Origin of the sequence: Stenotrophomonas sp. STK16_22, from assembly GCF_051984505.1 — a bacterium.
Lineage (GTDB): Bacteria > Pseudomonadota > Gammaproteobacteria > Xanthomonadales > Xanthomonadaceae > Stenotrophomonas > Stenotrophomonas maltophilia_A.
This window is the reverse complement of sequence record NZ_CP196972.1, coordinates 4232272-4245046: the sequence shown is the minus strand read 5'-3', so window position 1 is coordinate 4245046 and position 12775 is coordinate 4232272. Positions and strand designations below refer to the sequence as shown.

General features: G+C 68.6%; 12 protein-coding genes. 5 read left to right on the top strand and 7 right to left on the bottom strand.

Annotation, left to right across the window (positions count from 1 at the left end):
* Window positions 1-180: 180 nt before the first annotated feature.
* From ACSYAO_RS19620 to ACSYAO_RS19600, 5 genes are all read right to left on the bottom strand, one after another.
* Window positions 181-1113, bottom strand: a complete 933-nt coding sequence (locus ACSYAO_RS19620) for an RDD family protein (RefSeq protein WP_049461963.1) — start codon at window positions 1111-1113, stop codon at window positions 181-183.
* 49 nt (window positions 1114-1162) lie between these two features.
* The gene (locus tag ACSYAO_RS19615; RefSeq protein WP_049461964.1) at window positions 1163-1921 is read right to left on the bottom strand and encodes a pilin; all 759 of its coding nucleotides are present in this window, start codon (window positions 1919-1921) and stop codon (window positions 1163-1165) included.
* Between the two features lie 39 nt (window positions 1922-1960).
* Window positions 1961-2434 carry a DUF494 family protein gene (locus ACSYAO_RS19610; protein ID WP_005411195.1) on the bottom strand — a complete coding sequence of 158 codons (474 nt, stop codon included), beginning with the start codon at window positions 2432-2434 and terminating at the stop codon, window positions 1961-1963.
* 43 nt (window positions 2435-2477) lie between these two features.
* Window positions 2478-3605 (bottom strand): DNA-processing protein DprA, encoded by a 1128-nt coding sequence (gene dprA / locus ACSYAO_RS19605; RefSeq protein WP_049461965.1) that lies wholly within the window; start codon window positions 3603-3605, stop codon window positions 2478-2480.
* A gap of 129 nt (window positions 3606-3734) precedes the next feature.
* Window positions 3735-4868, bottom strand: coding sequence for a LysM peptidoglycan-binding domain-containing protein (locus tag ACSYAO_RS19600; protein WP_032128553.1), 1134 nt, complete (start codon window positions 4866-4868; stop codon window positions 3735-3737).
* 126 nt (window positions 4869-4994) lie between these two features.
* On the opposite strand from ACSYAO_RS19600, the gene def reads away from it, so the two are divergent.
* The 4 genes from def (at window position 4995) to ACSYAO_RS19580 (ending at window position 9631) form a co-directional block, all read left to right on the top strand.
* Window positions 4995-5507: a peptide deformylase gene (gene def / locus ACSYAO_RS19595; protein ID WP_008267110.1), complete on the top strand. Its 513-nt coding sequence runs from the start codon at window positions 4995-4997 to the stop codon at window positions 5505-5507.
* A 120-nt stretch (window positions 5508-5627) separates the two neighbouring features.
* Complete coding sequence (fmt, locus tag ACSYAO_RS19590) at window positions 5628-6551, top strand: methionyl-tRNA formyltransferase (RefSeq protein WP_049461966.1); 924 nt, start codon at window positions 5628-5630, stop codon at window positions 6549-6551.
* Between the two features lie 3 nt (window positions 6552-6554).
* On the top strand, window positions 6555-7886 hold the full coding sequence (rsmB, locus tag ACSYAO_RS19585; protein ID WP_032128556.1) for a 16S rRNA (cytosine(967)-C(5))-methyltransferase RsmB: 1332 nt from the start codon (window positions 6555-6557) through the stop codon (window positions 7884-7886).
* A 23-nt stretch (window positions 7887-7909) separates the two neighbouring features.
* On the top strand, window positions 7910-9631 hold the full coding sequence (locus ACSYAO_RS19580) for an ArnT family glycosyltransferase (RefSeq protein WP_049461967.1): 1722 nt from the start codon (window positions 7910-7912) through the stop codon (window positions 9629-9631).
* Between the two features lie 18 nt (window positions 9632-9649).
* On the opposite strand, the gene ACSYAO_RS19575 is transcribed toward ACSYAO_RS19580, so the two are convergent.
* Both ACSYAO_RS19575 and ACSYAO_RS19570 read right to left on the bottom strand, forming a co-directional pair.
* The gene (locus ACSYAO_RS19575) at window positions 9650-10771 is read right to left on the bottom strand and encodes a glycosyltransferase family 4 protein (protein ID WP_049461968.1); all 1122 of its coding nucleotides are present in this window, start codon (window positions 10769-10771) and stop codon (window positions 9650-9652) included.
* Between the two features lie 43 nt (window positions 10772-10814).
* On the bottom strand, window positions 10815-11633 hold the full coding sequence (locus ACSYAO_RS19570; RefSeq protein WP_049461969.1) for a glycosyltransferase family 2 protein: 819 nt from the start codon (window positions 11631-11633) through the stop codon (window positions 10815-10817).
* Here ACSYAO_RS19570 and ACSYAO_RS19565 point away from each other — a divergent pair.
* Window positions 11632-12690, top strand: coding sequence for a CDP-glycerol glycerophosphotransferase family protein (locus ACSYAO_RS19565; protein ID WP_049461970.1), 1059 nt, complete (start codon window positions 11632-11634; stop codon window positions 12688-12690). The genes ACSYAO_RS19570 and ACSYAO_RS19565 overlap by 2 nt on opposite strands.
* The last annotated feature ends 85 nt before the right edge of the window (window positions 12691-12775 follow it).

Sequence of the window (12775 nt, the reverse complement as noted above, 5' to 3'; positions counted from 1 at the left end):
TGTGGGCGGACCGGGGGAGAGGGGCCGCTAGGGTGGAGCAAACGGCCGCATTAGTGAAGCGGCCACGGGCAAATCCATAAACTGAACGCCCGGTAATGTGCCGGGCGTTCAGGTTTCACCTTATTAGAGGAATCACGCCCGGCCAGCCCATGTCAAGCAGCCAGGCGTGAGGATGGCCGTTCATGAGGCCATCTTGGCGATGAAGCCAACCGCGAACACCATGAGCGCCAGGCCCACCAGCGACAGCAGGCCGGTCAGTACGAGCACCAGCACGGTCACCGTGCCCAGCTCCCGGCGCTGCAGCTGCGGCTGGTCGGTGTAGGCCCAGCGGTCGACCACCAGGGTGTCGCAGATCATGTCGTGCAGGCCCTGCTTGCGCTCGGTGAAGGCGGCCATCAGGAAACCGATGCCGAGGGTGAAGGTGCTGAGCACCGCGGCCCAGTAGCGACCAAATGCGCGGGCCTTGGTCAGGCGCTCGCCATTGCTGCGCACGACCTTGATGCCGACCGCCATCTTGCCCAGCGTGGCACCGCCCTGCGAGGCATGGAACCAGGTGTAGTACGCCATGCCGATGGCCAGGTTGATCAGGGCACTGGCCAGCTGGGCCACGATTTCGATGGCCGATTCGCCGCTGCCCACCGCACCCATGCTGGCACCAAGCGCCACACCGAGGATGGCGCCGATGATGCCGCCGGGGATGGCCAGCACGAAGTAGTCGATCATGTAGGCCGCCACGCGCTTCCAGAAGCCCGCGTAGACCACTTCGCCGCCCATCACCGGCTGGGCATGGCCGCCGCCGCCGAGCGCCGCAGGGGCGCTGTAGGGCGAACTGCTGAGCGCGCCGGTGCCAGGCAGTGGCGCCGTACCGTTGTCGATCGCGGCATAGTCGCCACGCAGGTCGAAGCCGCCACTGCCGGTGGCGGTGCTGGCATCGGCCAGGGTCTGCAGGCCGAGCTCGTCGACCACCTGGCGCAGTGCAGCCCACTGGGCCATGCCCTCGCGCCAGACCAGGGTGTCCAGGTTCAACTGGCCGCGCTGGAAGCGCTGGCGGATCTCCTGGACCGGCAGCGGGCCCTGGCGTTGCTGTCCTTCGGCGTAGTACCACTCAGTCATTGCATGTTCCCTGTTGAATCATCCTTGGAGGTGCTGGCGTGCGCGTGGCTCAGCCGCGGCACGTCGGCGGCAGGTACTTGTCGTTGCTTTCGCCACTGCATTCCCAGCGGCCGCTGTCGCGATCGTATTCCAGCCACAGCAGGTCGCCGTCGATGCCCTTGCCTGGTACCGCCAGCGTTGCTTCGATGCCGCAGTGACCGTTGTTGAAGCGGCCGATGTTCACCGCCGACAGGCCCGCGTTGGCGAAGTCGCCCGGGGCCGGGAAGCCGGCGTCATTGGCACCCGGGCAGCGGCCTTCGTCATCGGCGAAATGCTGCACCTGGTCCTTCAGCGGCTGCAGCGCGGCCACGGCGCTGGCGACTTTGCTGCGCACGGTGTAGTCGTTGTAGGCGGGCAGCGCGATGGCAGCCAGGATGGCCACGATCGGGACCAGCACCAGCAGCAGGCCGCCGCCGATGATGGCGGTCAGGGCGCAGCCGGACAGCTTCTTCTTCGGCGCCGGCAGGGCGGTGGCCGATGCACTGGTGGTGTAGGGCGTGGACGGCGGCAGTACCGGCGGCTGCGGCGGAGGCGGTGCCACCGGTTCCGGATCGGGCTCGGGTTCCACCGGCGGTGCGGCAGCGTCCAGCGCCGGCACGATCAGGCCGAGTTCGTCGACCACGGTGCGCAACGGCTGCCATTGCGGCAGGCCGTCGCGCCAGACCAGGGTGTCCAGGGAGATCTGGTTGTTGCGGAACAACTCGACCAACTGTTCCGCCGGCAGCGGACCCTGCTGCCGGTTGCCTTCTGCATGGAACCACTCGCTCACGGGGACGCTCCTGAATGCGCTATGCCCCCAAGTGTACGGTCAGTGCAGGGGTTCTGGCTCGTCCATGAACATCTGCGTCTCCATCCAGGCGTACGCCGCCTCGGAGCCGGGCTGGTTGAACAGCACCATCAGCACGACCCACTTCAGGTCGTCCAGGTCCAGTTCGTCCTGGTCCAGGGCCATGGCCCGGTCCAGCACCAGCTCGCGCTGGTCGGCGTCGAGGATGCCGTGCTGTTCCAGGTACAGCAGGAAACCACGGCATTCCACGTCCAGCTTGTCCAGTTCGGGGCCGTGGTAGACGCGCACGGGGCCATCGACCCGTGCCTGGGCCACGCTCGGCCGCTGCGCGGCCAGGGCATCGAGCCAGTCGAATGCCTTGTTGATCTCGGTTGGGCTGAAACCGGCCTGGATCAGGCCGTTCTGGAGCGAATCGCGGTCACGGATCAGGTCCGCATCTTCGCTGAAATAGTGTTCAAACAGGTACAGCAGTACGTCCAGGATGCTCTCTTTCATTGCCCCTCGGCCTGCGTCGCGCGACGCTGTGGAGGTGAAGAAACTAGGGAGTTCGACAGTAGCGGCCGTGTACGCACACCACGATTCCCGCCAGTTCCATGGCCAGCAGCATGGAGGACACCTGGGGCGCCGTCAATCCACAGCGCGTGATCAGTGAATCCATACCGCTTGGGTTGTGGTCCAGGGCCCGCCACAAGCACTGGTAGTCAGGGTCGTCGGCCCAGCGCGCCGGCAGGAGTACCGGCGGTGCCTGTTCAGTGGGGGTGGCGAGCCGTGATTGCAAGCCCGGCAGCTGCTGGCGAAGGGCGGGCGCCAGCAGTTCAAGGACCTCCTCCGGGCGCTCGACCAGTGCGGCACCCTCGCGGATCAACCGGTGGCAGCCCGCGGCGCGTGGGTTGAGTACCGAACCGGGCAGGGCACAGACCTCGCGGCCGGCCTCGGCGGCCAGGCGTGCGGTGATCAATGCGCCGGAGCGCTGGGCGGCCTCGACCACCACCGTCGCCAGCGCCAGCCCGGCCACCAGGCGGTTGCGGGCTGGAAAGTGACCGGGGCGTGCCGGTGTGCCCGGCAGGTACTCGCTGAGCACCGTGCCTTCGGTGGCGATCCGGGCCTGCAGCCTGGCGTGGCTGTCCGGGTAAGCCCGGTCCGGGCCGGTGCCGATCACCGCCACGGTGCAGCCCCCGGCGTCCAGCGTGGCCTGGTGGGCGGCCGCGTCGATGCCTGCCGCCAGGCCGCTGGTCACCGCCAGCCCGGCTTCGACGAAGCAGCCGGCAAACCGGGCGGCCAGGGCGCGTCCGCCCGGCGTCGGCGAGCGGCTGCCGACCAGCGCCACCGACGGGCGCCAGGCCAGGCTGGGGTCGCCGGCGATGAACAGCGCCAGGGGTGGGTTCGGGACATCCAGCAGGGGCGGGGGGAATGCCGGATCGGTGAAGGCCAGCAGGTGCTGGTTGTCGTCTTCCAGCCAGCGCCGTGCCGCGGCCCAGGCCCGGGTGTCCGGGCGTTCCAGCGCGGCGCACTGCTCGGGCGTGCAGCCGTGCGCGCGCCAGTTCGCGGCGCCCTGCGCGATCGCAATCTCCGCGCTGCCTGCGGCCTGCAGCAGTGCCCGCCGTGGCGCCAGCGCGCCGCCTGCCATCAACAGGCGCAGCAGCGCCTCGTCAGCTTGGTTGGTCATCCCCCACTATCGAGCGCATACAACAAAGGCGCCCTAGGGCGCCTTCGCATGTGGCTGTCAGGTTTTGCCGGAGGTGCCTGCCGGCCAGCGGCCGGCACTACCTGCAGTGGCCGGGCAACCCGGGACTGGTTACTTCGCGTCCGGGTGCAGTGCGTTGAACCCCACGCGTACCGGCTTCACGCCCTGCATCACCAGCGCGTAGCTGACGTTGTCGAAGGTACGGAACACCATGGCGTGCGCGGCGTATTCGTCCGGCAGCGAAACCCGGCCGGCGCCGGTGCTGAGCGAATCGTCCATGCGCGACGAGGTGGGGTACTTCATGCGGTGCGCCACGTGGCGGCCCGGGCGCCACAGCGAGAACACGGTGCCGTTGTCCACGCCCTGTGCGCGACCTGCGGAAATCGCGATCACATCGCGCGGGCCAGCGGCGGTGAACATGTCGGTAACGGCCAGCACGCGCACATCGACGCCCTCGACACCGGCGGCCGGGACATGGGGGACGAACTGCAGGTCGTACGGCTTGGCCTCGACCGGGACCAGGCGGTCGCCGGCACGCACCTCGCGGCCGCCTTCGTTCTTGTCCAGCACCAGGGTGGACGCCTCGACCTTGCCGCCGGCGACATGGGTGATGGTGCCGGTGGCGACCTGGGCCAGCTCATAGCCGAGTATGCCGCGGCGGTGGTTGGGGGCGTTGTAGGCCCGCCACAGGTTGCCGCTGCCGGGGGTGACGTCGCCGTTGGCGGTCAGGTCCTCGGTCGGCTTGGGCTGGGCGTAGCGCACGGTCGGGCGGACCACGGCCCAGCGCTGGCCCAGCTGGGCGTCGGCCAGGCGCACGTAGACCGCACTGCCGCTGGTGACGCGCAGGCGTTCTTCTTCCAGGCCGGCCACGTAGGGTAGCTGCTCGATGCTGTCGACCACGCTCAGCTGCTTCAGGAACGGCTCGACCTGGGCCAGCGGAATGGCATCGATCGGGGCTTCCTGGCGCGGGCCGGGCTTGGCAGCGACGGTCACCCGGTCCAGATAGGCCAGGCTGAGCACGTCACCGGGATAGATCAGGTGCGGATTGGCGATCTGCGGATTGGCCTGCCAGATCTCCGGCCACAGCCACGGCTTCTGCAGGAAACGTGCGGCGATATCCCACAACGTATCCCCTTTTCGGACCACATAGGTGTCCGGGTGCCCGCCATTCACTTCCACGGCGGTAGCATAGGCAGCCACGGTCAGCATCGCCGCGGCGACGACCGTACGAAAACGAAGCAACATAGGTGTGAAGCCCTGATTCCCCAACAGGTCCGCGCACTATAGTCCAGAAACCGGGGCGCAAGGCAAGCGTTGGAGCTAGAATCTGCGACGTATGCCGGCGTGCCGGCCCCCTATCCGGAAACAGCCATGGCCCTTCTCCCCATTCTCGAGTTCCCCGATCCGCGCCTGCGTACCAAGGCTGCGTTGATCGAAGCCGCCGAAGTCACCACGCCGGCCTTCCAGGAACTGATCGACAACATGTTCCTGACCATGTACGACGCCCCGGGCATTGGCCTGGCCGCCACCCAGGTGGACGTGCACAAGCGCTTCATGGTCATCGACGTCAGCGAAGAAAAGAATGAACCGCATGTGTTCATCAACCCGGAAATCGTCGCCAAGGACGGAGGCCGGGTGTACCAGGAGGGCTGCCTGTCGGTTCCGGGCATCTTCGCCGACGTGACCCGCGCCGATACCATCACCGTGAAGTACCTGGACCGCAACGGCCAGGAACAGCAGCTGGAAGCCGGCGAAGTGCTGGCCACCTGCATCCAGCACGAGATGGATCACCTGGACGGCAAGCTGTTCATCGACTATCTGTCGCCGCTCAAGCGCGAGATGGTGCGCAAGAAGCTGGCCAAGCAGCGCAAGCACGTGGCGTGATCGCCAATCCGGGCCGCCCTTCGGGTGGCCCGTGCCTGCGCGACGCGCGCGGGCTGTACGGCGCCGGCCGACGGCGCCGTTTTCTTTCCTGCACGAATCCATCCTGCAAGTGGGGTAGCCATGAGGATTGTCTTTGCCGGTACGCCGGAATTCGCGGTGTCGTCGCTGCGCGCGGCTGCGCGCCACCATGAGGTCGTGGCCGTCTACACCCAGCCTGATCGTCCGGCCGGCCGTGGCCGTGGCCTGGCGCCGTCGCCGGTCAAGCTTGAAGCCGTGGCCCGTGGCATTCCGGTCTACCAGCCCGAATCGCTGAAGGATGAAGCCGCCCAGCAGCAGCTGCGCGACCTGCAGCCGGACCTGATGGTGGTGGTGGCCTATGGCCTGATCCTGCCCAAGGCGGTGCTGGCCATTCCGACCCACGGCTGCTGGAACGTGCATGCCTCGCTGCTGCCGCGCTGGCGCGGTGCCGCGCCGATCCAGCGCGCGATCCAGGCCGGCGATGCGAAGACCGGCGTCTGCCTGATGCAGATGGAGGCCGGCCTGGATACCGGCCCGGTGCTGCTGCACCAGGAGCTGCCGATCGCGGCCACCGATACCGGTGGCCAGCTGCATGACAAGCTGGCGGAACTGGGCGCGCAGGTGCTGTCCGACGGCCTGGGCCTGCTGCGGGCCGGCATCAAGCCGATCGCGCGGCCGCAGCCGGAGCAGGGCGTGACCTACGCGCACAAGCTGGACAAGGCCGAGGCCCGTCTGGACTGGGCGCTGGATGCAGAGGCGCTGGCACGCACCGTGCGCGCCTTCAATCCGTGGCCGATCGCCGAGGCGACGCTGGCTGGCGAGCGGGTGCGCATCCATGGCGCGGTGGCGCTGGATGAGGCCCACGGCCAGGCGCCGGGCACGGTGCTGGCGGCCAGCCGCGATGGCATCGACATCGCCTGTGGCCAGGGCGCACTGCGCCTGCGTGTGCTGCAGCGGGAAGGTGGCAAGGCGATTACTGCGGCCGACTACCTCAACGCCCGTCGCGATCTGCGCGTGGGGGCATAAGCGGTGTCGAAGCAGAACGATTTCTCCGTCGCCAAGGCGGCGCCGGGCGCGGCCACGCGCATGCTGGCCGCACGTGTGCTGGCACAGGTGTTCACCCGTGGCCGTTCGCTGAAGGCCGAACTGGCCTGGGCGCTGCCGAAGCTGGCCGACAGCCGCGACCGCGCGCTGCTGGAAGCCCTGTGTTTCGCCGTCCTGCGCCGCCGCAGCACCTATGACGCGGCGCTGCAGTCGTGGATGCAGAAGCCGCTGTCGGCGCGTGATGCCGATCTGCGCACGCTGCTGATGGTCGGGTTCGCCCAGCTGGACGTGCTGGAGCTGCCGGCGCACGCGGCGCTGTCGGCCACCGTCGATGCCGCGCGTGCACTGGGCCGTGAGCGCCAGGCGGGCCTGGTCAATGCGATCCTGCGCCGCGCGCAGCGCGAAGGTTTCCCGGAGCAGCCAGCGCGCGATGCCTTCCCGGAATGGCTGGCCGATGCGGTGCAACGCGATTGGCCGGCACAGGCCGACGCGATCTTCAGTGCCAGCCTGCAACCGGCGCCCCTGTGGCTGCGCGCCAACCGCCAGCAGGGCGGTCGTGACAAGGCACTGGCCGCGCTGGCCGAAGCCGGCATTGCCGCAGAAGCCAGTCCGCTCAGTGCCGACGCGTTGCGCCTGGCCTCTCCGGTTGCCGTGAATCAGCTGCCCGGCTTCGCCGAGGGCGCGATCTCGGTGCAGGACCTGTCGGCGCAGTGTGCCGCCGATGCGCTGGCCCCGGTGGCCGGTGCCCGCGTGCTGGACGCTTGTGCGGCACCCGGCGGCAAGTCGGCGCACCTGCTCGAGCGCGACCCCAGCCTGCGCCTGCTGGCGCTGGATATCGACGCGCGCCGCCTGGCCCGTGCACGCGATACCTACACCCGTACCGGCGTGGGCGAGCATGCGCAGACCCTGGCGGCAGATGCCAGTGATCCGGGCGCCTGGTGGGATGGCGTGCCGTTCGACGCGATCCTGCTTGATGCGCCGTGCTCGGCGACCGGCGTGATCCGCCGCCAGCCGGATGTGATGTTCCACCGTCGCGCCGAAGACATCGATGCACTGGTCGGCGTGCAGGCGCGCCTGCTGGAAGCCTGCTGGTCGATGCTGCGCCCGGGCGGCGTTCTGTTGTATGCCACCTGTTCGATCCTGCGCGCCGAGAACATCGATCAGGTGCGCGCATTCCTGAAGTGGCATCCGGATGCCGTGGCGCAGCCGCTGGGCGATGCATTCGGCGTGGATTGCGAAGGGGTGGCGCGCCAGCGGCTGCCGGGTGAAAACGATGCTGACGGTTTCTTCTACGCGCGTCTGTTAAAAGCAGCCTGACCCCCGCTGCCGTTTCGAGTCCCATGCTGAAAGCCCACGCGTCGCGCCAGACGTGGTTGTTGGTGGTGATGGCCCTGCTGGTGCTGGGGGCCGGCCTGGGCCTCCGTGATCCATGGCCCTCGGATGAGCCACGTTTCGCGCTGGTGGCCAAGCAGATGGTCGACAGTGGCTACTGGTTGTTCCCGCATCGCGGCCCCGAGCTGTATTCGGACAAGCCGCCGATGCTGATGTGGTTGCAGGCGGCGATGTACAGCCTGGTCGGCCACTGGCGGGTGGCGTTCCTGCTGCCCTCGCTGCTGGCCGCGCTGGGCACGCTGTGGTGCGTGGTCGATCTCGGCCGCCGCCTGTGGACGCGGCAGGTGGGGCTGTACGCGGGCTGGGCACTGCTGTTCGCGCTGCACTTCACCTTCCAGGCGAAGAAGGCGCAGATCGATCCGCTGGTGGTGCTGTTCATCACCCTGGCCAACTACGGCCTGCTGCGCCATCTGCTGTTGGGTCCGGCCTGGCGCTGGTGGTGGCTGGGCTGGTTCTTTGCCGGCGTCGGTGTGATCACCAAGGGCGTAGGCGTGCTGGCGCTGATGATGATCGCGCCGGCGGCAGTCGCATCCGTGCTGCACTGGCCACGGGTACGCCTGCACGTGCGCGACCTGCGTTTCTGGCTGGCACCGTTGGCCTTCCTGCTGGCGGTGTCGTTGTGGCTGGCGCCGATGCTGCTGGCAGGCTTCGCCACCGGTTCGGAGCCGTACCGCGCCTACATGGACGACATCCTGTTCCGGCAGACCGCGCGGCGCTATACGCAGTCCTGGGACCATCACCAGCCGTGGTGGTACTTCCTGGCGATCATGCCGTCGATGTGGATTCCCGCGTTCCTGCTGCTGCCCTGGGCGCTTCCGGCCTGGTTCCGGCGGCTGCGCCGGCGCGATGCGCGCTACCTGCTGCCGTTGGCCTGGTGGCTGCTGGTCGTGCTGTTCTTCTCCCTTCCGCACGGCAAGCGCGACGTCTACATCCTGCCGGCATTGCCGATGTTCTGCCTGGCGTTGGCGCCGTTGCTGCCCGGGTTGCTGAGGCGGCGCGATGTGCAGCGCGTGCTGGGCGCATTCACCGCGTTGCTGGCACTGGCGCTGGGGCTGGTGGGTGCGCTGGCGCTGCTGGGTGATCCGGATTTCGAAGTGCGCCTTACCCATGGCCGCGGGTTGCTTCCCGGTGCCACCGATGCGCTGGCCTGGGCGGCGCTGGCGATGGCGGTCTGGTCGGCCTTGAGCCTGTGGGTGTGCGGGCGCCAGCGTCGGCACGTTGCCCTGGTCTCTACCCTGGCAGGAGTCTGGGTGCTGTACAGCCTGGTCGGTTATCCGGTATTGAACGACTCCAGCTCGGCCCGTGGCCTGATGCGTGAAGTGAGTGTACGCATCGGCCCGCAGGCCGAGCTGGGACTGGTGGCATGGAAAGAGCAGAACCTGCTGATGGCCGATCGCCCGGCGGCCACCTTTGGATTCGAAGCACGTTGGCATCAACAGCTGCAGGCGGCCGTGCGCTGGCAGCGGCTGGTTCCGCAGCAACGCTGGCTGCTGGTGAACGAGGATGCGATGCAGGCCTGCATCGATCGTGCGCGGGCCGAGATGGCGGGCATTTCCAATCGTCGCCGCTGGTGGCTGGTGCCTGCCGATGCGGTCGCCGGCGACTGCCGGCCGTCAGTGGCGGAACTCGAGCACGAGCGCCGCCTGCAGGGGCCCGGCATCACCGATTGAGCGTTCGGGGAGCGTGGCTCAGGTGCTGGCCAGGGCGGCGTGGTAGCTGGCCAGCGTGGCGTCGGCGAATGTCTGCAGGCCGAACTCCCGCTGTGCATGGCGGCGTGCTGCGCGGCCCTGTTCCGGCAGCGCATCGCGCTGTGCGTACAGCGCCTGTACCTGGGCGGCGATGGCGTCGATGTCGCGTGTGGCAACCACCCAGCCATCGACGCCTTGTTCGATGTTCTCCGGCAGGCCTGCGTAGTCGCTGACCAGCATCGGCTTGGCGCTGGCCATCATCTCGCGGCAGGCGAAGGAGATCGTCTCGACGTCATGGGACAGTACGAAACCAGCATCGCCGGCCGCGATCAGGACGCGGGTATCGGCCAGCAGGCCGGTGAAGTGCACCTGCGCGGCCACCTCGCCCAGCGCCAGCACCTGTTCGCGCTGCTGCGCGCTGGGCAGGTGGCCGGCCACGGCCATGTGCACATGCGGACGCACCGCATCGGGCAGCCGTGCGATGGCCCGGGCCAGGTCGATCCAGCCCTTGTAATCGTCGGTGCCGGCGTTGCTGACCAGCACCAGCGCCTGTGGATCCTGCGTCCACTGCTGGCGCAGCGCGCTGCCGGTGCCGGCCGGCTGCGGTGAGTAGCGCTCCAGGTCAACGCCATTGCGGACCACGTCGATCGGGCAGCGACGGTACGGGCCCTGTTCCAGCAGGCGCTTGGTGTCGGCCGAGACCGCGATCAGTCGATCGGTGGCCCAGCGTGCGCGCAGCGCATTGCCAAAGGTATTGGTGGGTTTGCTGTTGTGCTTGGTCAGCACGATCGGCGGGCGGCGCATGCCCAGCAGCCCCTGCATCACGAAGCGGTGGTCGCGTGCACCGTTGACATGGATCAGGTCGATGCCTTCATCGTGGACCAGCCTGCGCAGCGCGCGCTGTTCGGCCAGCTGCCGGGGCAGCGTTGGCAGGCCGCTGCCGAACGCAATCGGCAGTGTGCGGGCAATGCCTTCATCGGCCATGGTCCGCAGCAGGCGGCTGTCGGCCGGCGCGGCGACGTGGAGCGTGTGCTGGCCGTGCAGCGCACGCGCCAGCGAGACGATGTACGTGGTGTGGCCGCCACCGTCGCCGTAGTGGAAGTTGGTGTACAGGATTTTCATGGGGGGTCTTCAGGCAACGCCCACGCAGTGTGACACAGCGTGGTCAAGGCCGGTCCGCGGAAGGTGCCGGGTCGGCCACCGCCTGTCCATTTCCCAGCATCCACAGCATGATGGTCTTCTGCCGCACGTAGTTGGCGCGGACGTAGGCGTAGACCAGGCCGTGCCAGCCGTCGCGGAAGCCGCCACGGAACAGGAAGCCGCGCCAGAACCGCCAGGCCGGCGCCAGCACCAGCTTGCCCAGCGTGGCCCGCTTGCCGCGTGCGAACTCGTGCTCGGCCATCATCCGCGCGTACTTCTCGGTCTTGGCCAGCTGCTGCTGCAATGACCGGTACGGATAGTGGATCAGGTCGCCGCGCAGGGTGCCCACACTGCCGTCGACACTGGCCGCCTCGTGGATCTCGCGCTTGCCGCGCCAGCCGCCGCGGCGGCGGTCGAACAGGCGCATCACCCGGTCCGGGTAGGCATTGCCATGGCGCAGGAACTTCCCGAAGTACTCCGAGAGGCGGGCGAAGCGGTAGCCGGCCTGGCCGGCGAAGCCACCGTCGCGGGCCTGCTCGATGGCGGTGCGCAGCTCGGGGCTGATGCGCTCGTCGGCGTCCAGGCACAGCACCCAGTCGTGGCTGGCCTGCTCGACGCAGAACGCCTTCTGGCTGCGGAAGCCCTCGAACCGGCGCTGCAGCACGCGGGCACCGGCGGACTCGGCGATGGCTACGGTGGCATCGGTGGACTGCGAGTCCACCACCACGATCTCATCGCAGAAGGCCAGCGAGGCCAGGCAGTCGCCGATGCGCCCGGCCTCGTTGAACGCGATAATGCACGCCGAGATGCGAGGCCGTTCGATGGGAGCGGTCGTGGAGGACATGATGGCCGGGTACCTGTTGTTTGCGACGGAGCGCTATGCGCTGCCTATTCTCGCCCCGTTGGCGCAGGCCTTGCACGCGTCCGGGCAGGAGGTGGCGGCCTGGTTCGAGGACGGCGCGGCCGGCAGCAGCCTGCCGGGGGTGCCCAACGTGGGCCTGAAGCAGGCCCTGGCAATGCGTCCGCGGGCGGTGTTCAGCGCGGCCAACTGGGTGCCGACCTTCCTTTCGGGGGCCAAGGTGCAGCTGTTCCATGGCTTCAACGTGGAGAAGCGGGACAGTGCGCGCGGCCACTTCCGGGTGCGCGGCATGTTCGACCTGTACTGCACGCAGGGGCCGGCCACGACCGCACCGTTCCGCGAGATCGCCAGCCTGCAGGGCCACTTCGCCGTGGCCGAGACTGGCTGGCCGAAGCTGGACCCGCTGTTCCGCGATGACGGAGGCGAGAGTTCCGCGCTGCGCGCACCGGCCGGTGACCGCCCGGTGATCCTGTTCGGTTCCACCTTCACCGAGCGGCTCAGCGCGGCTCCGCACCTGCATGCGCAGATCGCCGCTGATATCGCCGCCGGTGACCACTACTGGCTGCTGACCCTGCACCCGAAGTGCCCACCGGAACTGTTCGAACGCTACCGCGCGCTGGCCGGTGCCAATGCCCGCTTCATCGAGCCGGAGCAGGTGATGGCCGCGCAGCGCGCCGCCGATGTGCTGGTGTCGGACACCTCATCGATCGTTTCGGAGTTCATCGTGCAGCACAAGCCGGTGGTGACCTTCCGCAACCGCGTGCCGAAGCCGCACATGATCGACTTCGATGATCCTGCGCAGCTGCAGGCGATGCTGCAGCGCGCGCTGCACCCGGACGCCGCGCTGCAGGCGGAAATCGTGCGCTACGCCGATGCCATCCACCCTTACCGCGATGGCCGCTCCAGTGAACGGGTGATCGCGGCCACCGAGGATTTCCTGTCCGGTGAAATGGGTGCGTTGCGGCGCAAGCCATTCGGCAGCTGGGTGCGCGATCTGCAGATCCGCAAGGACCTGGGGTATTGGGGCCCGTCGCAGCGCTGATGCCTCGCTGACCCCGCTCGCGGTAGTGCCGGCCGCTGGCCGGCAACCTCGGGAATGGCGGCAGTTGCCGGCCAGCGACCGGCAC